General features: G+C 26.8%; 18 protein-coding genes. 10 read left to right on the plus strand and 8 right to left on the minus strand.

What is annotated here, in order from left to right; translation table 11 throughout:
- Positions 1-18 precede the first annotated feature (18 nt).
- The 5 genes from IPP08_08680 (at position 19) to pgeF (ending at position 6,265) form a co-directional block, all read left to right on the plus strand.
- Positions 19-1,278, plus strand: coding sequence for a hypothetical protein (locus tag IPP08_08680; GenBank protein QQS65846.1), 1,260 nt, complete (start codon positions 19-21; stop codon positions 1,276-1,278).
- A gap of 3 nt (positions 1,279-1,281) precedes the next feature.
- Positions 1,282-2,778: a hypothetical protein gene (locus IPP08_08685; protein QQS65847.1), complete on the plus strand. Its 1,497-nt coding sequence runs from the start codon at positions 1,282-1,284 to the stop codon at positions 2,776-2,778.
- A 106-nt stretch (positions 2,779-2,884) separates the two neighbouring features.
- Positions 2,885-3,454 carry a hypothetical protein gene (locus IPP08_08690; protein ID QQS65848.1) on the plus strand — a complete coding sequence of 190 codons (570 nt, stop codon included), beginning with the start codon at positions 2,885-2,887 and terminating at the stop codon, positions 3,452-3,454.
- A gap of 85 nt (positions 3,455-3,539) precedes the next feature.
- Positions 3,540-5,546 (plus strand): ComEC/Rec2 family competence protein, encoded by a 2,007-nt coding sequence (locus tag IPP08_08695; protein QQS65849.1) that lies wholly within the window; start codon positions 3,540-3,542, stop codon positions 5,544-5,546.
- Positions 5,537-6,265, plus strand: a complete 729-nt coding sequence (pgeF, locus tag IPP08_08700) for a peptidoglycan editing factor PgeF (protein QQS65850.1) — start codon at positions 5,537-5,539, stop codon at positions 6,263-6,265. The genes IPP08_08695 and pgeF overlap by 10 nt, the downstream gene beginning before the upstream one ends.
- Here the strand turns inward: pgeF and IPP08_08705 are convergent.
- Complete coding sequence (locus tag IPP08_08705) at positions 6,257-7,789, minus strand: NAD(P)-binding protein (protein QQS65851.1); 1,533 nt, start codon at positions 7,787-7,789, stop codon at positions 6,257-6,259. The two genes, pgeF and IPP08_08705, sit on opposite strands and share 9 nt — an antisense overlap.
- A 69-nt stretch (positions 7,790-7,858) precedes the next feature.
- Positions 7,859-8,131, minus strand: a complete 273-nt coding sequence (locus tag IPP08_08710; protein QQS65852.1) for a SemiSWEET transporter — start codon at positions 8,129-8,131, stop codon at positions 7,859-7,861.
- Positions 8,132-8,179: 48 nt separating this feature from the next.
- On the opposite strand from IPP08_08710, the gene IPP08_08715 reads away from it, so the two are divergent.
- Together IPP08_08715 and dmpG are read left to right on the plus strand one after the other, a co-directional pair.
- Complete coding sequence (locus IPP08_08715) at positions 8,180-9,571, plus strand: OmpA family protein (GenBank protein QQS65853.1); 1,392 nt, start codon at positions 8,180-8,182, stop codon at positions 9,569-9,571.
- A 25-nt stretch (positions 9,572-9,596) separates the two neighbouring features.
- Positions 9,597-10,610 (plus strand): 4-hydroxy-2-oxovalerate aldolase, encoded by a 1,014-nt coding sequence (gene dmpG / locus IPP08_08720; GenBank protein QQS65854.1) that lies wholly within the window; start codon positions 9,597-9,599, stop codon positions 10,608-10,610.
- Between the two features lie 50 nt (positions 10,611-10,660).
- Here the strand turns inward: dmpG and IPP08_08725 are convergent, their stop codons facing one another.
- The 6 genes from IPP08_08725 to IPP08_08750 all read right to left on the minus strand — a co-directional run bounded on the left by IPP08_08725 (position 10,661) and on the right by IPP08_08750 (position 18,546).
- On the minus strand, positions 10,661-11,389 hold the full coding sequence (locus IPP08_08725) for a hypothetical protein (protein QQS65855.1): 729 nt from the start codon (positions 11,387-11,389) through the stop codon (positions 10,661-10,663).
- A 24-nt stretch (positions 11,390-11,413) separates the two neighbouring features.
- Positions 11,414-12,685 (minus strand): hypothetical protein, encoded by a 1,272-nt coding sequence (locus IPP08_08730; protein QQS65856.1) that lies wholly within the window; start codon positions 12,683-12,685, stop codon positions 11,414-11,416.
- A gap of 18 nt (positions 12,686-12,703) precedes the next feature.
- Positions 12,704-13,060 carry an MmcQ/YjbR family DNA-binding protein gene (locus IPP08_08735; GenBank protein ID QQS65857.1) on the minus strand — a complete coding sequence of 119 codons (357 nt, stop codon included), beginning with the start codon at positions 13,058-13,060 and terminating at the stop codon, positions 12,704-12,706.
- Positions 13,061-13,090: 30 nt separating this feature from the next.
- A complete protein-coding gene (locus IPP08_08740; protein ID QQS65858.1) occupies positions 13,091-13,642 on the minus strand; it encodes an RNA polymerase sigma factor in 552 nt (183 codons plus the stop codon).
- 192 nt (positions 13,643-13,834) lie between these two features.
- Entirely contained in the window at positions 13,835-17,653 is a 3,819-nt protein-coding gene (locus tag IPP08_08745; protein ID QQS65859.1) for a hypothetical protein, read from the minus strand.
- 83 nt (positions 17,654-17,736) lie between these two features.
- Positions 17,737-18,546 carry a hypothetical protein gene (locus IPP08_08750; protein QQS65860.1) on the minus strand — a complete coding sequence of 270 codons (810 nt, stop codon included), beginning with the start codon at positions 18,544-18,546 and terminating at the stop codon, positions 17,737-17,739.
- Positions 18,547-18,690: 144 nt separating this feature from the next.
- On the opposite strand from IPP08_08750, the gene moaA reads away from it, so the two are divergent.
- The 3 genes from moaA (at position 18,691) to IPP08_08765 (ending at position 20,990) form a co-directional block, all read left to right on the plus strand.
- The gene (gene moaA, locus IPP08_08755) at positions 18,691-19,689 is read left to right on the plus strand and encodes a GTP 3',8-cyclase MoaA (GenBank protein ID QQS65861.1); all 999 of its coding nucleotides are present in this window, start codon (positions 18,691-18,693) and stop codon (positions 19,687-19,689) included.
- 68 nt (positions 19,690-19,757) lie between these two features.
- Positions 19,758-20,333 carry a CAP domain-containing protein gene (locus tag IPP08_08760; GenBank protein ID QQS65862.1) on the plus strand — a complete coding sequence of 192 codons (576 nt, stop codon included), beginning with the start codon at positions 19,758-19,760 and terminating at the stop codon, positions 20,331-20,333.
- Positions 20,334-20,549: 216 nt separating this feature from the next.
- Entirely contained in the window at positions 20,550-20,990 is a 441-nt protein-coding gene (locus IPP08_08765) for an Hsp20/alpha crystallin family protein (protein ID QQS65863.1), read from the plus strand.
- Positions 20,991-21,032: the final 42 nt, after the last annotated feature.

Genomic DNA, 21,032 nt, shown 5'->3' on the forward strand with positions numbered 1-21,032 from the left:
TAATCAATTCTTTATAAAATGAGCTTAACAATATACGATTTCATTCAAGAGACTCAAAAGCAAATTCAATTTCATAATGAACAAATTAAAAGGTTTGATGAATTGATAAATGAAAACAAAAACAACTCTACTAATTTAAAATCTAGAAGAGATGAAATAATTTTGAAATTATCTAATATTGTTGCACCACACTTTAGTGATGCTGAATTATTAAGTTTATCAAATAGAATTCAAAATTCAAAACTGTCTAGTTTAAATCAAAATATAGAAGAAGATAAAATTACTCTAAGTAATAGAATTAGTGAAATTTCTAAAAACGATTTATATATCAAAAGAGTTGCTTTAACAGATCCTAAATCAGGAGTTATCAAAATGCAACTTGATGAACTTAACCCAATGTATAACAAAGCTGTTGATGATTATAATCAGATTGTAAAAATTGATGGATTTGAAGGATTGTACAATAGAAAATTTGGTACAGATTTGTATCCTCATAAAAGTGTTTTCAAATATTTTAATAGTGAATATTTAAATGATTGGAAGAGATCTGATGAGATATTAAAAATTCTTGGTGAAAAAGATTTTGTTGATGTTATTTCAAAATTTAATGAATCTAAAAGACTTGTTGATGACTTAGGAAGTTCAATTCAAGATTTAAAAACTCAAGAAGTAGAAATAAACAAATTAACAATTGAGTTTGATGAATCTTCATATAATTTGAAAAACATTAATCAAATTTATAAGAAGAAACTTGCTCAAGCAGTAATCAATTTTTCTAATTCTTCAGATAAAACATCAAAAGAAGAATTTGTTAAATTTTATCCTGATAGTGAATTGATTTTTACAACTTTAGATGGATTAAATCATCAATCTGATTATTTAAATGAGTTAAACAATAAAATAATGAATGACCGGGAAATTCTTTTGCAAAAATCAAATAAACTTGCTGATGAAGCAAATAGATATCAAAGTAATCCAGAAAAATATAGTAACAAATCATTTGATAGAGATAAATTTCATCAAAGATTTAATAGAGATAAGAGTAGATATACAAATTTAAATAGTAGGTATCATAATGCAGGAAATCAAATTTATGAATTTAATGATTATGGTAGAGCATCATTATTACAAGATTTTTTATGGTATGATTTAATGACCGATGGAAGATTAGATGGAAATTTCATACCTCAAGTTCAAGAGTACTATAATTATCATCCAGATTATAATAGAGGAGATTATAATGATAATAATAATGAGATTATTTCAGATAATTCATAATTTATGAAACATCTTAAAATTATAAATTATGCTGTTAATGGTCTTGGGTCAGGTCATATAACTAGATTGTTAGCAATTAATAAATCTATATATAAAATTGCTCAATCTGTTGGTGTTAATACTGAACAGATTTTTATTACAACTAGTGAAGCAGACAACATAGTTTATCGTGAAGGATTTGCAAGCTTTAAAATTCCATCTAAAAATATAGTTTCTGAAAGTGGAATTAATCCTAAAACATATAGGGCAATTGCAAGGCATTGGATTTGGAATTGTGTTTCACTTTTCAATCCTGATATTTTTATTGTTGATACTTTTCCCAATGGTTCATTTAATGAACTTTATGATATTTTAGAATTAAGTTTTAAAAAAGTTTTAATTTATAGAGCTAGAAAAGATTACAATAAAATTTTACTCGATAACTCTCTTAATGGTTATAATCAAATTATAGCAACCCTAGAAAATGAAGAAGATAATATTTTTCAAGATACAAAGTTTGAACACAAGGTTACAACTGTTGGTTCAATAATTCAAAAAGATAAAGATGAACTATTTGAATCTGATATAGCTAAATTTAAGCTTGGCATTCCAATTAATAAAAAATGTTGTTTAATTTTAGCAGGTGGTGGAGGTGATTCATTTAATGAAGAATTTTTTTCAGCTTTGATTCCTAAACTTGAAATTTATAAAGATATTCATTTTATAGTTGCAGCAGGTTCCTTATACAGAGGAGACGAGACATTCGGGAATAATTCTACATGGTTTTATAGGGAAGGAATTATGAATTATTTTAATGCATTTGATTTTGCTATTTCTGCGGGTGGTTATAATTCTGTAAATGAATTAATTTATTCTAATTTGCCAACTTTATTTTACTATCAATTAAGAAAATTTGATGATCAACAAGCTAGAATAGAAAGGTTGTATGATAAAGGCTTTTGCTTATTTTCTAACGATTTTAATATTGAAATATTATTACAAAAATTTGATGAGTTAAGAGTTTGTTCTACTTGTATTAAAGAGAAATTGATTGATTATAATCTCAAAAATTATACTTTAAATTGTGCAGCTGAAATATTAAAAGATAAAATTAATGATAGAGATATTGAAAGGGGAACTGAACTTACAAGTGGTGAGTTTTATTATAGTTTGTTGAAGAATAAAATCAAGAAACAACACATTTGCAAAGTACTTTTTACACTAGATTATTTGTATCATCTTAATAAAAAAAATATAACTTTTTTCAAAACTGATACAAATTATAAAGTTGAAGAAATAGAAGTTATTCAAAGTTGTACCACTAGATTTCTTCTTTATTTACAAAAGGAAAAGTTAGAATTTTCTCTAGGATTAAAGCTCTTAAAATTTCAAATCATGAATTTAGAGTTAAGTGCAAACAATGCCATTGAAGAAGTCATAAAAATTTTTGATAACTGGTTACATCACTTTTCAGATATTAAATATGAACTTGATTTACTAGTAAATTCAAATAAAATATAATTGTAAAATATAATTTTAAAAAATTTTAATATGTACTTTAAAGACTTGTTTTAATTTTACATCCAATCGAATTTTGAATTAGAACTATTTAAATTAAAAATCAATAATGACATACGAATCATTTAAAAAATTTAGAACTGTTGGTATTGTTGGAGTTGTAATAACATCTATATTTATTTTATTTAAATCTTGTGGATCTAATCATGAAATTTCTAATAAAAACACCAACCAATTAGAGAATAATCAAAATAGAACTGAACAAACTCAGAACAGTAATAACTATAATAACAACGAACAAAATATTCCTCAACAGAATAATTCAATAGCAAATACACGTACTATATTTGGTGCACCTAAAGTAATTGTTGGTGCTATAGATAACGAAATTTTACAATACCAACGAGCTACAAATATTCAATCTGGAAAACCTGATGATAATGGTGGAGTTAAATATTTTGTGAATACAAACGCTTACAAACTTGATTTAAGATCTGATAAAGCAAAGGGGTTTGCATATTGGAATAGAATTAAGGTTGATTATGATAAAGATAAACAATGGGATGAAAAATGGTCTTTTGGTAAAGATGGTAAAATTAAACGTGAAATTTCTAGTTCTGATGATGGGAATTATGATATGAAATATGAACTAAATGGAGAAAATTGGGAGAGAAAATAATATTGATAATTAACCTCAGTTATTAGAATAATAAATTATATTAAGTGATTAACCCTAAAAGAATCACCTGAACTTATTATAAAAATTGGATAAATTAGACTGGAAATATTACCCAGCACTTAAATCTGCTTTATTGTTTTCAATTGGCATTGTTGTTCAGCATATATTTGTTTGCAAAAGCAGCTGGACATTAATGTTTTTATGTTTTACTATTTGTATTTATCTATTTATTAGGAATAATAGATTTAGTTTTATTTTAGTTTTTCTAATAACAATTACTAATGGAGTTTTAATATCATCTTCAATAAATAAAATTAAATTTGAAGATATATTTTTTGGCAAATCATTTAATGAGATTGTTACTTTTGGTAAAATTGTTAATAAACCAGTTATTAAAAATGGTGTTATTAACTTAAAATTACAATGCGATTCTTTTGCTTATAGAAATTCATTTGTAAAATGTTCGAATTTCATTTTAATAAATATTTTTGATACTAGTTTCCACAAATCTCAAGTTTTAAATGAAGAGGATTATTTATCCATAAGAGGTAAGTTAGTTTTTCCTTCAAAAGTTATAAACCCATTCCAACCAGATTTTACTCATTACTACAAAGTAAATAGTATTATTGCAACACTAAATTGCAATCGATGTGAAGACTATTTTATTGTGAAAACAGATGCTATGAATGTAACTTACAAATTCTTTAAATATTTTAAAACAATAGTTGAAGATTTTTGTGAGAATAATGTTAGAGGAGAAGAAGGTGAAATCTTAAAAGGATTTTTGATAGGAGATAAAAACAATATTGATCCAGATACCATTTCAGCTTTTAAAAACACTGGCACTTCTCATTTACTCGCAGTTAGTGGACAACAAACAACTTTGATTGCAATAATTCTGTTCGCTTTATTATCTTGGGTACCAAACAAGCATTTGAAGTTCTATATTATATTGATGTTTCTATTAATCTATATTTCAATAACTGGATATCAAATATCGATTATAAGAGCTTCAATTATGATAATAACTTTTATGCTAAGTAGGTTATTATCAAGAGTAACCGAGCCACTAAATTTAATTGGATTTTCAGCAATAATAATTCTAATTCTCGATCCTGTAAGTTTATTTGATGTTGGTTTTCAGTTGTCGTTTATGGCTGTTATTAGTATTGTAACATTATACTCAACTATTGAAAAGAGATTAAATAATAAAAATAATTTATATTCAACTAATTATTTCATTAGAAATTTAAGCCAACTTTTTCTTATCTCATTTAGTGTTAATCTATTTATATTTCCAATTTGTATTTATCATTTTGGTACTTTTCATTTTATTAGTTTTGTTACAAATTTATTTGCAGTACCATTATGTAGTATTGCATTATATGGTGGAGTTGCAGGGATTGCATTCTTTAAGTTTTCATCATTCTTAGGGCATTGTTTTGGATCATTTTGTTACTTAACAACTAATATACTGTTACATTTTATTAAGTTCTTTGAAAATTTAAATTTAGGTGATTTTGGTGTTTACAATCTTTCAATAATTTCTTTTTCAATTTTGGTGCTAAGTATTATCTACTTGTTATTTAGTAAGTTCAATAGAGTTTTAAAAACTAGATTAATTTTTTATTTTATAGTTTCAATTTTTATACTAATATTAGAAAATAAATTAAATTTAACTAGTAAAGTAAATTCAAATTCATTAATTTTATTTGTAAACAAACAGAAAGTTTTTCCTACTATTTTATTAAAAGATAAAATTTTGATTTTTAATAATTCAATATCTAAAACTGATTCAACTTTTTGTTTAAAATTGTCATCTAATTTGAAACAATATTTTAGAAAACAGATAATTGTTATTAATTTAAATAGTTATAATAAAATCAAAAATTTCACAGATTTCAGAGTTATCTCAAATGACATATTTATAAAAAAATTACCTATTGTATTGTGTAACTCAAATTCAAAACAACTTAATTTTGTAAACTTTAATGGCTATAAATTATTTCAAATACCCTTACAAATTAAATATTTAAAATGCGCTATTTTTCATTACAATAATTATAATTGGAATTTAGTAAAATGGAATTAATTTACAAACCAAATATATTTATAAATCACCCAGAAGTTGAATCAGCATTGAGTTTGAGAGTTGATTCGAGTATTACTTTCGATATGTCTTTTAAAACTTGTAAAGATTCAAATAAAGTTAAAAGTAATAGATTATTGTTTACTTCTTTACTTGGTTTTTCTCCAAATAAAATCAGAACTCTCAACCAAGTTCATGGAGATAAATGTTGTGAAGTATCTTCTTATTCATATGAAGATCAAGTTAAAGCTGACTCAATGTTTACAAATGAAAAAAACATTCTCTTAAGCATTACAGTTGCTGATTGCATCCCAATTTTAATTTTTGATCCAGTGAACAAATGTATTGCAGCAATTCATTCTGGATGGAGAGGTAGTAAACTTAATATTGTTAAAAAAACTATTAATAAACTAATTTTAAATTACAACTCACTACCTAATCAATTAGTTGCTTACATTGGGGCTAGTGCTGGAAGTTGCTGTTATGAAATTGGAGAAGATGTATCCAATTTATTTGATCCTAAATTTAGTACTCTTAAAGAAGGTAACAAGTTTTTATTTGATAATAAAGCAGTTGTTTTATCACAATTAGAATCTAGTGGTCTTTTAAGTCAAAATATTGAATTAGATTCCAACTGTACAATTTGTAATAGTAAGTACCACAGCTTTAGGAGAGATGGAACTGGAAGTGGACGAATGTTTGCATCAATTGGCTTAAAGTAAATTACTTTGCAAAATTTCATATACTGCATTTATTGCACACATAACAACAGCAGGAGTTCCTTGCCCAGGGTAAACAGTATCACCAATCATAAATAAATTTTTTCTATTAGTTCTGTGCTTTGTAGCAAATAGAATATTATTTTTAATATCATGTGCAATTCCTCCAACATAACCATTTTTTCTGTTTGTAAAAAATTCAAATGAATTAGGAGTTCCACTCTTTATTAATTTTTTATTAGCATTTGAAAATCCTGGTAGAACATTTTCAATACTTTTTAATATAAATTTCTCTAAATAGTTTTTACGGGAATAGTATTCATTTTTTTCATGACTATTTTTTTCTGATCTTGCAAGTTTGAGCCAATCTGTTACAGATGTATGAGTACTTACAGTAGCAACTCTCCATCCTTTAGGAGCTTTAATTTCATCATCTATTGCAGATAATGATAGAAAAATTGAATTACTACCACAGAAAGGAATTTCTGATGCATGTATTTGGTGATATAAAGTACCTAAATCATCAAATGTATTTTCAACTACAAAATAACAAACAAAAGCACTTAAAGGTTCTTCATGTTTTTGGATTTCATTTTCAAAATAATTATTATTCTTTAGAATTTTTGTCATGTCATAAATTGTAGAATTTGATAATACAATTTTACTATAATAAACTTCATTTTTCTTTGTAGTTATCCTCCACATATTTTCTTCTTTTTCTATAGAAACTACTTTTGTTTTAAATTTTATTATGCCTCCTAATTCTTTAAATTTATTTTCGATACAATTTGATAATGAATACATACCACCAAGTGGATAATATGTTTCAGAAGGATAAGCCAAGCCCATTGAACCAACTAACATAGGTGTTTTTTCTGATGAATTTTGAGATGTTATTTTCAACTGTTCATCTATAAAATCTCTAAATGATAAATTATCATAATTCCCACAAGAGTGCATGAAATCAGCTACAGAAGAGTTTAGATATTTTAATAAGTTTAAATTTTTTAAATTATTGAATCTAACCATTCTTAAAATATCATTTAGAGATTTAGGGGGAAATGATGGATTTTCAATTGCTAAATTCCAAGCAAGATCATTTAATTCATATACTTTTTCCCAAAATTTAAATTGTCCAACTTCACCGAATTTTATTATACATTCATTTATCCATTTTTCTTTTTGAGAATATCTAATTATATTTATTCCATTTTTGAGATGACATACTAAACCAGGATCTATTTTGGATAATGGCAAACTAATATCAAGCATTTTAAAAAGAATACCCAAAGGTTGATTATTTTTCACTGCTGAAATAGTTGTAGCACCAACATCAAACCTAAATTTCTCTGAAACTCCATTACTATTTGTTGAGTATTTATCAAAAAAACTGGCACATCCACCTGAAACTGAATGAGCCTCTAGAACCAAAGTTTTTAGATTATTTTTAACAAGAATAGCAGCAGAAGATAATCCACCAATTCCAGCTCCAATAACTAAAACATCAAAAGGTTTATTTTTATTCAATAGAATATTTATTATTACTAAAATTTAAACGAATTATTTCCAATTAAGTTTTATACTTATTTTTTGAAGTTAAGACAATTGACCTTTATCTTTTATTTTAAAAACTAACATGAAAATAATAAATATTAATCCAACACAATTTGCCCATATAATATTCATATCATCTTCTAAAAGACCATAAACTAGCCAAAGTGAAGCACCTGTAAGCATAAGGCTTAACATACCAATTGATATTTGATCAACTTTTTTAGTTTTATAAATTTTTATAGCCTGAGGAGCTAATGCAAAAGTTGAGAACAGACCTGCAACAAAACCAATTGTTTTAATAAAATTAATTTCCATTATAAAATAGTTATTAAATTGTAATTCATAAAAACTTAATAATTTAAAATGAGCTTTTCAAAATTTGTTATTCTAGTAATTCTACTTTCATCTAGCCTGATTTCAGGTTGTGCTTCATTAATGTATGGTGAGCCAGCAGCAACTTTAGATGCAGTTCCTCCATTAGGTTACAACCCAATATTCATTAAAAAGACAGCACAACTTCCAAACGAACTCCCACAAAATACAAAGGTTGAGTTAACAAGAATTGATGCTACAAATCCAAAAAAGGTTAGTATATATGCACATATAACTGATGCAAATGGAACATATTATTATGGAGGAGCAAATAGTGATAAATCAAAAAAAATATTCTGTGAAATTGTAGAGCAATCAGATAATGGTAACAATGTTATCAAAAAATTTAATGTCCGCGAAGTTACGGAAAATGACCGTGAACCAGTAGCAATAGCATTAGTTATGGATCATAGTGGTTCAATGGGAGATCCTCGTGCTCGGGCTGTTCAGGAAGCTGCAGAACAATTTATAAAATTAAAAAAAACTGAAGATGCAATCTGTTTTGTAAAATATGATAACCATGTAGTTGTTGAAGGACCTTTAAGTTATGATCAAAATACTTTAATCTCACAGTTAAAAAAGAATGGGTTAGAAGATTTTGGTGGAGGTACTGCAGTTCATGATGGGATTTCTGGAGCAGTTGAACACCTAAATTTAAAAGCACAAAGTTTTAAAAGAAAAGTTGTTATAGTTTTTACAGACGGACAAGAAAACAGTTCTGATATAAATAAAGACTCATTGATAAAGTATGCTTTAAAATCAAATACATTAATTTGTGCAGTTGATTTTGGTGATGGAATTAGGGAAGGCTATATGGAAAGTATTTCAAAACCATCTGGAGGAAGTTATAACCATATTTATGGTACTAAAGAATTTCCAGATGTGTTTGAAGATATTTACAAAAGAATAAAGAATTATTATGTAGTTGATTACACCCCAAATAGTTATGGAAAAAAAACTGTTAAACTTAAACTTTGTTTCCCTTCCATTTCAATTACAGGTGAAAATAATTATGATAATACTCCTAATGTTGGCGATATAGCATTACTAAATGTATTTTTTGATTACGATAAAGATGTTTTAAAACCTGAATCAAACCAAGCATTAGATAATGTTTATGTACTTATGAGAGCTTTTCCTAAGATGAAAATTGAAGTAAGGGGACATACAGATAATTCAAATAAGACTGGTGATTCACAGTATAACCAGAAATTATCTCAACGAAGAGCAGATGCTGTAAAGCAGGCTGTGGTTAGTAAAGGTGTGAATGTTAATAGGATAAAATCAATTGGATTTGGCGATTCGCAGCCAATTGCTGATAATAATTCCGATGATGGAAAATCTCAAAATAGAAGAACAGAGTTCTTAATTATTAGCAAATAATTATTAAAGTTAATAAAATTATATAATGGAAAAAAAAGTAATAGTTAATGATGTAACATTAAGGGATGGTATGCATGCTTTATCTCACCAATATACAATTGAACAAATGGTTTCAATTGCAAAAAAGTTAGATGAAGCTAAAATTGATATAATTGAAGTATCTCATGGTGATGGATTAAATGGTAATTCTATTAATTATGGTTTTTCTAAACATGCAGAAATTGAATATCTCCAATCAGTTAAATCTTGTTTAAAGTATTCTAAACTTGCTGCACTTTTATTACCAGGTATTGGAACAATAGAAGATTTAGAAATGGCACTAGAAGCAGGTGTTAATACTATAAGAATTGCTACACATTGCACTGAAGCAGATATATCAAAACAGCACATTGAAAAAGCAAAACAATTAGGGTTTGATACAGTAGGATTTCTAATGATGTCGCATATGATTGAGCCAAAAGAATTGTTAGTTCAAGCAAAAAAGATGGAGAGTTACGGAGCAGATTGTGTTTACATAACTGATAGTGCCGGAGCAATGTTAATGAGTGATACAAAAAATAAAGTTTCACTTTTTAAGAATGAATTGTTGTGTGAAGTAGGATTTCATAATCATAACAATTTAGGATTGGGAGTAGCTAATTCAATAATTTCAATAGAACAAGGAGTAGATAGGATAGATGCATCGCTTGCAGGAATGGGTGCTGGAGCAGGAAATTGTGCTTTAGAGTGCTTGATTGCTGTAATGAATAAAATGGGTCTTAATAAAGATATTGATCTATATCCATTGATAGATGCTGCTGATAAATTAGTTAGACCTATTCAAATTAGACCTGTACAAACAGATGGGAATGCTTTATTGTTAGGTTATGCTGGTGTTTATTCATCTTTCTTATTGCATACTGAAAGAGCTTCTAAACTCTATAATGTAGATTCTAAAGATATACTTATAGAGCTAGGTAAAAGAAAAATGATAGGGGGTCAAGAAGATATGATAGTTGATATTGCTTTAGATTTATTAAATCGAAATAACAAAGTTTAAAAATATATTATAAAAAAAATTTAAGGAGTGGGGAAAGTATTTCCACTCCTTTAATATTTTAAATTGATAGAAATAGGTAAGAATAATGGAATAGTTTCATTTGAAGAAGCAATATAAAAACTTCCCGAAATTTTAAACTCCAAAACTCTTTTTGATTTTTGATAAGGAGTAGAAGAAATATAAACGTTAGATATAAATTGTTTACCTACAACTTTCCCTGTATATAAATATACATTATCAACAAAATTAGTATCTTTTACATCATTAATTTTAATACCGAGAGCACCTCCTGGTGTATAATCATTTGGAACTTTAAATAAAGAATCTATATCAAAAAATATACTCTTTTTTGTTGTATCAAAATTTGAATATATCCAAGCATTATCAAATTCAAATTTAAAATCTTTCCACTCAATTGCAATATTTTTGTAACGATATACAAATTTCTTTTCTGGAAATAAAAGATAACTTTTCATTGATACTATTATTCCAAAATCATTAGTAGTATCTAACTTAAGTTTTTCTAAAATTATATAATCTTTTAAATCTATTGAATCTAACTTAAAAAAATCCTTGTAATAATAGAGATTACATTTTGTAATAGTCGGTTTGTTTAAGTTTAGTTGACTTGAGTCCTTTTTTAGGATGTCTTTTTCACTTTGAGCTCTTGCTGTATCACTATCAATAGGTACATTTTGACAACCGTTTTGAAATGCCAATGTTAGTAGAAACAATGATATTAAAAATAAATTTTTTATAAACTCTTTATTTGATTTCATAATATTAAAATAATAAAAGTGAAATTAGAATGAAACTTTAAGTCCTGAAGTACCACCCCATCTACCTGATATTAGATTCTGACGATTAAATGTGTAAAACATAGTTGATCCTTCTAAAGCAAAAGTAAAACCAATAGATGAAGTAAATTCATAATCAAAACCTAATCTACCCCTGAATAAAGGACCAACAGATGTTGCTCCAATTGTTCCTTGTATATATGGCAAGAAAAATGATTTTTCAATAGGTTGAGAATATCTACCACTTATACCAGACCAAAAATATCTAGGTCTTTGATCTAAATAAACTGTATCTCCAGAATTAACTTTTAATGTTTGTGCATATCTTTCTTGACCAGTTTCAAATCCCAATGCAAATGTTGGTAAAAAGTTAACATACATCCCCAATGACATATCATCATAAATAGAATTTTCACCTTCTCCTGAAATTGTTTTAAAAATACTTTTTTGATATTGATATCTAAGTTCAGCAAAAGCAATTTTGCTTTTAAATTTTGGGATATTTTCATATTCAAATGGCATATTAGTGTTAACATTTATTCCAGAATTAAAGTTCACTGGTTTATCTGAATTTACGTTTACAATCATATTTTCATTCTGGAATCTGTTATTCGTAAAACTAATATCTTTGAAATTGTTTGAATCATTTTTTAATACTTCAGTATTAATATTACTATTAGGAGTTATACTCATATTAGCTAAAGGAGAAGAATTTGATGAATTATTTTTATAGTTTGATAAAATTCTGTCCTTATAAACAATTTTAGTTATAGTTTTAAATTTTTCATGATTATCAGAAATTGCTTTCTTATTCAAATTAGTGTTTTCTAATACTACATTTTTTGACAATGTGTTTTTTTCATTTAAATTTGAAGTTACTGAAGTTGTATTAATATTGTTATTAAAATATTTTGGTAAACTTGGTGAGTTAAAAGAGTTAGTAAAAATTGAACCAATAAAAAATGTTAAAATTAAAGAAGAAATATAACCTAATTTTGACAATACAGTAGATGTTGCAATACCTGAACTTGCTCCTGTTGAAAGTGTTTCTGCACCACCAATAGCCATTGTTTGTAGTGCTAAAGCTAAATTTTTTTCTGTTTCAATAGGTGGTGAAAATGCTTCATAATCATTTTTAATTGCACTATTAATTTCATAATATTCTCTCATATTAGCCCTCAAATTTGGCTCATTCAAAAGTTCTTGAAATAAATCCTTTTCTTCATACTGATTTAAATCTCCTTCAAAAAAGTTAAGTATTTTTTCGTCGTAATTCATATATAATATTTTAATCTTTTAAAATTTGTTTTGTAAATCTCGTGTTTTCTTTGGTAAAGAATTATAAACTAGATTATAAGAATCATCAATTAGTTCCGTAATAAATTTAATATTCAATGCTCTATCAACAATAATTGTTATCCAATATTTTTTATTCATATGATATCCAGGAATTATATTAGAATTTTTTTCTCTTAATTCAATAGATTTTTCAGGATCGCATTTTAAATTAATACTTAGTGGTGAACCTGAAACATTAACTAAAGCAAACATTTTGCCATGAACTTTAAAAACCATTGTGCTTTCACCAAAAGGAAATGAGAAGTCTGCTCCTACTTTCCTCAAGCATATATTTTGAATATCATCAACTGACATAACTTTTAATAAATTTTAAATTAAAAAAAATTAAACTTCATTAACAATCTTCCAATAAGGAGCTAATAATTTTCTAAGTTTAACTTTTGCTCTAAAAATTTGAATTTTTACAGATTGAACTGTCTGTTCGGTTACTTCTGCAATTTCTTGGTAACTCATACCATCATATTCTCTTAAAACAAGCACTTCCCTATAATTTGTTGGGATATGATCTAAAGCCTTTGCAATCAAATCAGATAATTCTTTATCTTCAAAATCGGTTTGAAATACTATAATATGATCTTCTAATAATTCAGTTTTAGGTTTATTATTTCTTATATAATTTAAACAAAGATTCCTTGAAATTCTTATAATATAACCGCCTATATTTAAAATATCAGATCTATGCCTCGATTCATAAATTTTAATAAAAGTTTCCTGAAAAATATCATTTGCCTTATCTCGATCTGATAGCATTCTATAAGCAAAAGCATACACTCTTCCACGGAACCTTCTATAAAGTTCTGTGAAAGCACCATTATCATCTTTTTGTATTAAGATGTATAGTTCATCATTGGAATATTTAGCATAATGTGAATTCAATTTTTATGGAAATGTATATATTTAACTCCTTCCTATGAATCTAGTATGTTAAAGACACATTTTATAAGATAAAGTTACGGTTTATAAATTAAGATTTACTTAAATACTTATTTTATTAAAAAAAAGCTTAATTCATTAAATATGAACTAAGCTTAAATTTTATTAATTTGATTTCTGATAAACTAAAATAATTTATCGTTGAATTATAATCTTAGAGATAGCATTAGTTCCTTTAATGTGTAAATAATATGCTCCTTCAGGTAATTGATTTGGAACTGTTAAAAGTCCTTTAGAAATTTGATTTCCTTTTTTAACTTCTGAATCTATACTTACTTCTTGAAGCACATTACCATAAATATCAATAAATTCAGCAAAACTATTTTGATTTAAGTTCCTAACATGCAGTTCAATTTTATTATTATTCCTTGTCACTGGATTTGGAATTATTGTTAATATCTCAGTAGTAGTTTTTAAGATATTCCCTTTTGGTGAAGCCTGCAATACCCTTTGACATGTTCCATTAACATACATCAAACTATCAAAATATACTGTTAGTAAAGGTGCTGGTAATTTTAACCTTGAAATTGATGTATCATTTAGTTTTTGAATTGTAATTTCTGAACCAATTCCACCATTAACTTTGTTTGAATTTGGAACAACTAAAAACTTAGTAGTTTCTACATCTACAATTGCATCTGCTGAGAAAGTTAATTTCCCAAAAATATCTCCTTTCCTAAACTTTGTACCTTTTGTAGCAATTATTCTAATTGATATAGAGTCTTTATTTAAACTAGTAGCTGAAACGTTTGCAAGTAAATTTGAAGACCCTTTTAAGATAACTTGAGTTCCAATAACCTTTAGGTTAAAATCAATTGATTTGGTTTCATTTGAAATTGTAAAATCATCATAACAAGTTATTGGGACTTCAAAATCAGAACCACCTTCAACAACTTGAGGCGTGTTTATATAAATATTATATGCAGGTAATGCAAAAGGAATTTTTACAGTATGGATATTTTGAGTAGATGGAGATAAATCTTGTTTTCCAATTCTATCTCTTAAAACTAAAACTCCAGATACATTTTTCTTTGGATTTAAAATACTAATTTGGAATTTTGAAGAAGCAAATCCTTCAATATCAGCAGGCAATTCTGAAATTTTTAAATTAACAGGATTTTCAATTAAGACTTCACCTAAACCTCTATCATATATTCTTGAATCTGAAGCATTTACTTTAAGCGATAAAAAATCATTGGTAATTTCTGCATCTAATACAGGACTATTTAAATCAGGTTTTAATGAAAAAACATAGCAAGAAATTTCTTCATTATCAGCTAAGTCAACTGCTCTTATGCATATACTATCTGTAGTTGAATTTGCTAAAGTATCAATTACACCTATTTTAAAAGATAAACTTTTATCACCTTGTTTTAAAATTATTGGAGATGTTAGCCTAAAATTTGGGGTTGTACTTGGAGCTGGTAAAGCTTCAACAATTTTTAATCCTCTATCAAATGGATATAATACATTATTATCTATATGAATATCTAAAATATCAACTTGATATTCAACTTGGACTAAACCTGGGTTAGAATTTGGTATATTTTTATATTGAATTATTGGTTTTCGAGTATCACCACGTCCGCCAAAATAAAAATGAATTGTATCCGCATGACCACGGGCTTTAATGTCATAATACATATCTTGCACTTCAAGAATTAGTTCTCCAAATTTGTTTTGATCATTGACTGAAACTTGAAATGAGAAGTCCTTAGATCCAGCTGGTATCAATGGTTGATTAAAATTAAAATTAAGATTGTAAAGTTGAACCACATTTTTCAATCCACGGTCAAAAGATCTTTTATCATTTATGTTTACAGTCCAGCTTGTATTATTTGCATTTAAAACAGTATCAGATAATGGAGGATAAATGTCTGGTAATGGGCTAAACTCTAAGCTTATTAATTTAGAATTACCGACGAAATCAGTAACTTTAATAGAGATTCTTGCCAATTTTGTAGTATCAGTAACTTTAACACTAAAAGATGCTGCCTTATCAAAATTTAGAATTGGAGCTCCACCTTTATCATAATTGATTTCAATAGGATCGTAATTCTGAGAACCTATATTTACTATACTTCCAAATCCGTAGTCAGATCCATTAACTCCTTTATGACTACTATCAATAAGTTGAACTCTATACTCATGGGAATTACTTGGGAATTTAATAAGGTCAGCTGAACCAAGACTATCAATTCTTACACATTCAGGAGGGAAAGAATCAAGTTTTGGGGCATAAGAAATTGTATCGCAAATTTTATTTCCATTACAATCTGTTACGCATAAAACCATATTTGCCGGCTTATTAGAATCTGCCACTTGAGCTCTAACTTTCAATGTAATAGATGTATCACAAAGTTTATAAGGAGCAGGTGCTCCAACAATATTAGCTGGAGTTACAATAAAATTATCATTTGGAGCAACTTGAACAGATCTTACTCCTGAATCATCAAAATAACCTACATGTTTATCAAAAATATCATAATCCCAATAGTAATTTGGAGAAATTCCATTTGTAACTAATTTTATAATTGGAGGAATAGTATCAATCTTAATTAATTTAAATGGTTTTATGTTTATTGAAGGAGTACAATCATCTTTGAATGAGAATTCGCCTTTTCCTACATCAAATCTAAAAAATAAATTTACCAATGTATCAGAAGAACTATTGTTTAAATCAATTTTCCAAACGAATTTTTTAACTTCCATTGGAGCTAAATCAAATGTTTGAACTTGAGTGCTAAACAATGCATCTAATACCAACCGACCATCATTTGCAGGATAAGATGTAAATGGATTAACAATTCTTACTTTCCCCTTTTTAACAGAATCAGTTGTGCTAATGTTACCTAAATACATTTCTATTATTGAGCTTGATGTGGAATATGGTCCATTTAAAGAACTTTGAACTATATTTTTTACACATCTTATATCAGAAAAAAGTTTAGTTGCTTCATCCCTGCAAACAAAGAAGTTATTTACCTCTTTTATACTTGCAGAAAAGGCAGTTCTTATTATTCCATTACCAGTTAAATTTCCCCACTTTGAAATCGTAGTTACATCACTTAAATTAGTATAATTAACATCAAAATAAGTCATCTCCCAAGACAATCTAGTAAAATTATCCCAATCTCCAATTGCAAAAGTATCTGGTTTAGACAAAGCTAATCCACCGAAACTTTTACCAGTAAGTTTATGAATTGAGTAAGTATTATTTAATTGTTTTGGAACAATATTTGGTAAGAATTCGTATTTAAAATTGCCAACTTGATAAAATTCAGGAATAGAATCTGAAGTAAATAATCTACCAATTTTACCTGTTGGAAAATATAAATTATTTGTTAAAACTGACATTAAAGAATTATCACCAGTTAATCCGCCAGCTTCTTCGTTATAACTATCCAACATCAAAAAAACACCTAGTTTAGCTGAAGGATAAGTTGTTTTGTAATCGAACTCCATTATCATGTCACCACCATTACTTTCTTGTGATGTAGTCTGTTCAGGGTAAAATCTCATAGTGATTGTGAATCCCTCTAAATTATCCCAAACAACTTCTAATTTATCTTTACTAATAATTACCCTATCAAATGGCTTATAATCAACAGTAACATTAGAATGATTAATTAACGGTCTTAATTGGTATGTAGAGTTAATTGGGACATTACAAAAATATTTTATTTGACCTCCAACTTCAGTTTTAAAAATTACATTTGACCAGATTCGAAGTTGATCATCAATAGCTGTGCTTCCATTTTGGAACAATAATTTTTTTTTACCATAAAATGGGCTTGTTGTCAACCAAAACTTACCCCAATTTGGCTGGGTAACTATGTTTGCAGTTATTAAATGATTACTAACAGAATCTATATTAACAGATGCTGAACTAATTTGAGAAAATAATTTCTGAGTAAACATTAAAAAAATAATCAATAATAAATATTTTTTCATTTTAATTATTTTATTGAATAATCTGATAATTTTAATTTTGCTTTTTAATTGATATCTATCTAATGTTTATAAATTTCATACAACTACTTAAAACTATACCTAACTCCAAGAGTAAACTGTAAAGTATTTATAAACAAATCATCTGAAAGTAATGGATTTTGTAAAGATGGTGTAAATGGTAAAGTCCATGTTAATCTCGGACCAAAGAACCAACGTCTTGACAATTGAAGTTCACTTCCAATCATTAAAACACCATCTATAGTAAATGCATTTCCAACAGGGGTTGAACTTTCAGAATATATTTTTGAATAAGGGTTAGAAGATTCACTTTGTAAAAAAGAAACTTCGGAAAGACCTATTCCATTTATATCAACAGTTTTAGATAATATATTTTTAATATGCTGAGTGCTATGGCTAATTAGAATATTTCCACCTATCGCACCACCAACATAAAGAGCTTTAGTTAGATAAAATTTAATTCCTGGTTGAATAACTATATAACTAAATTTTGCTACTCCTAAATTCTCAAAGGTTACCGGCACTCTGATAATAGATGTATCTTCATTTGCAACAGTTCTAACAAAAATAGGTATATCCTCACGAGAATTGTAAGTGCTACTTAAACTACGATTCTGATAACCAACTATTGCTTCAAATCTCATATTTTCAATAAGAGGGTGATCATAAGCTATCTCTATTACTGGGTTTATTTGAGCACCTTTTTCAAATCTTCCACATCCAGACAAATAAGTACCACTTTGCCATACAGAAGATAAACCAATTTCAACACCAATTCTTCTTCTTTCAAATTCTGGCTCTAGTGGATTTACACCTTGTGAGAAAGCAGTTGAATTAATACAGAGTATAACAATTATCAAACAATATATTTTCATTTATGTATATAGATTAATGTTTGTATTTTGGAGCTTGAGATGTTTTTGAATTTTCTTTTAAACAAGTTAACAAAAATACGATTATACATGCTTTACTTAAAATTTAAAATCTATAAGATTGTAAAAAGTTGAAACGCTAATTTAATGAAATTACTAGTTGATAAGTTCAATCGTACTCATAATTACCTTCGAATTTCTGTTACAGATAAATGTAACTTAAGATGTAATTATTGTCTTCCTAATGAAGATATTATTTGGAAAACAAAATCTGAATTATTAAATTTTGATGAGATTTTAAGAATTGTGAATGTTGGGGCAAAACTTGGAATCACAAAAATTAGATTAACAGGTGGTGAGCCTTTAATTAGAAACAACATTGAATATCTAATTAAAGAAATACATAACACCTCTGGAATTGAAAAGGTTTCAATCACAACTAATGGAATTTTATTAGCAAATAGAATTGATTCCATTCAAAATTCTATCAACTCAATTAATTTATCTCTAGACACATTTAACAAACAAAAATTTTTCAGTATAACAAACCGTGATTTCTTTGATGAAACTATTAATGGTATAAATTCGGCTTTAGAATCAACTATTAAAATTGTTAAACTAAACTGCGTTGTTATAAAAGGGTTAAATGATAATGAAATATTAGATTTTGTCGATTTTGCATTTAATAATAAAATTCAAGTTAGATTCATTGAGTTTATGCCATTTGCAAGCAATTCTTGGAGTTTAGATAAATGTTTGACAATGGAGGAAATTATATTTGAGATTTCTAAGAAATATGATTTAATACTTATGGAAAAAGAACCAAATTATGTTTCAAACGATTTTAAGATTGTTTGTAAAAATACTAAGGAAACTGGGTTAGGAAGTTTAGGTATTATTGCGTCAAATTCTCAACCATTTTGTTCAGTATGTTCAAGATTAAGACTAACTGCTGAAGGTATGCTAATGTCTTGCTTACATTCACCTCAAGAATTTGATTTAAAATCAGCACTTAGAAATGGTTCATCAGATTCTGATTTAGAAAATATATTTTTCAATGCTATTAATAGTAAACAAAAAGAACATTTACAAGTAGAAGAATTAAACTTAAACACTAATAGAATTATGATACAAATTGGAGGTTAACTTCGAATTATTAATCTCGCTTTATTTTTATTTAACTTATTTTAATTTCTCATTAACCAAATTTTAAAATGAAATTTACTCTATTTATTCTATTTACAACTATATTACTCAAGAGTAGTTTATTATCACAAAATTTAGCCGATCCTATTGAAGTTGTTAACGAAATGAACAAAGTTAGAAGAAATCCAATAGCTTATTCTAATTGGATGTTAAAGTTTAAAAATCAAAATAAAAAGGTAAAGGAATTTAATGAAGCAATTAATTTTCTGAAAAAGCTAAAATCTTTAGATACTTTAACAATAAAATTAGGGTTACAGAAATCTGCAGAAGATCACGTTAATGATATTGGATTAAAAGGTATTATATCTCATATTGGTTCAGACAATTCTTCACCCTTAAAAAGAATGCAACGTTATGCATTTATAAATTCTTTAGCTTCAGAGAATATTTCATTTGGAACCGAAACTGCTGAAGAAACAGTTCTAGGTTGGATTATAGATAAAGGGGTTAAGGGTAGAGGGCATAGAAAAACAATAGTAAACAAAGATCTCGCTTATGTTGGTGTTGCTTCTGGATTTCACAAAATATATAAATTTGTAACTGTTGCTGATTTCGTAGAATTGTATCAAGATTATATCAAATAGTCACTTGGTATTTTAAATGACATTTTTTCTATGTAATTTTTCAATGAGTCATACTAATGAAAGTTTGTCTTTTATGGTATGACTTTTTTATATTTCAGAACAAATTTTTGGTGATAAATTGTCATTATTAAATTGTTGGCATTAAATTTGTAATCTATTTAGGAAACTTATAAAAGTTGATAAATCCATCAAAAATATTAAAATAAAAATTAAACAATGAAAACACAAATTTTAGTGAATCCTTTTAACGACGTAATGAAATTACAAGAGAAAGTAGGTAATATCTTTGAAAATGTAATGCAAAATGCAAATAAAGAATTTTCAGATTTTACATTATGGAGACCAACAGGTGATGTTCATGAATTCGACAATTATTTTGAAGTTGAGTTAGAATTACCAGGAGTTAAAAAAGAAGATATCAATTTAAATTTTGAAGATAAAACTCTAGTTGTGAATGGAGAAAAGAAATCTTCAACTTCTGAAATTTTACCAAACTCAAGTAGAAAAGAAAGATTTTATGGTAAATTTAGCAGAAAAATTATTTTTAATGTATCTATAAATGCTGATAATATTGATGCAAAATTTGAAAATGGAATTTTGTTAATCAATTTACCAAAATCTGATGAAGTTAAACCAAGGAATATTGAAATTAAGTAAAATAGTTCCATAATAATAACACCTCTAAAGTTATAATTTAGA

The sequence above is a fragment of the Chlorobiota bacterium genome (assembly GCA_016700335.1).
Lineage (GTDB): Bacteria > Bacteroidota > Ignavibacteria > OLB7 > OLB7.

Coding starts and splice junctions, on each gene's coding strand:
- IPP08_08680 (QQS65846.1), top strand. CDS start 19: ATGAGCTTAACAATATACGATTTCATTCAAGAGACTCAAAAGCAAATT.
- IPP08_08685 (QQS65847.1), top strand. CDS start 1,282: ATGAAACATCTTAAAATTATAAATTATGCTGTTAATGGTCTTGGGTCA.
- IPP08_08690 (QQS65848.1), top strand. CDS start 2,885: ATGACATACGAATCATTTAAAAAATTTAGAACTGTTGGTATTGTTGGA.
- pgeF (QQS65850.1), top strand. CDS start 5,537: ATGGAATTAATTTACAAACCAAATATATTTATAAATCACCCAGAAGTT.
- IPP08_08710 (QQS65852.1), bottom strand. CDS start 8,131: ATGGAAATTAATTTTATTAAAACAATTGGTTTTGTTGCAGGTCTGTTC.
- IPP08_08715 (QQS65853.1), top strand. CDS start 8,180: ATGAGCTTTTCAAAATTTGTTATTCTAGTAATTCTACTTTCATCTAGC.
- dmpG (QQS65854.1), top strand. CDS start 9,597: ATGGAAAAAAAAGTAATAGTTAATGATGTAACATTAAGGGATGGTATG.
- IPP08_08725 (QQS65855.1), bottom strand. CDS start 11,389: ATGAAATCAAATAAAGAGTTTATAAAAAATTTATTTTTAATATCATTG.
- IPP08_08730 (QQS65856.1), bottom strand. CDS start 12,685: ATGAATTACGACGAAAAAATACTTAACTTTTTTGAAGGAGATTTAAAT.
- IPP08_08735 (QQS65857.1), bottom strand. CDS start 13,060: ATGTCAGTTGATGATATTCAAAATATATGCTTGAGGAAAGTAGGAGCA.
- IPP08_08745 (QQS65859.1), bottom strand. CDS start 17,653: ATGAAAAAATATTTATTATTGATTATTTTTTTAATGTTTACTCAGAAA.
- IPP08_08750 (QQS65860.1), bottom strand. CDS start 18,546: ATGAAAATATATTGTTTGATAATTGTTATACTCTGTATTAATTCAACT.
- moaA (QQS65861.1), top strand. CDS start 18,691: ATGAAATTACTAGTTGATAAGTTCAATCGTACTCATAATTACCTTCGA.
- IPP08_08760 (QQS65862.1), top strand. CDS start 19,758: ATGAAATTTACTCTATTTATTCTATTTACAACTATATTACTCAAGAGT.
- IPP08_08765 (QQS65863.1), top strand. CDS start 20,550: ATGAAAACACAAATTTTAGTGAATCCTTTTAACGACGTAATGAAATTA.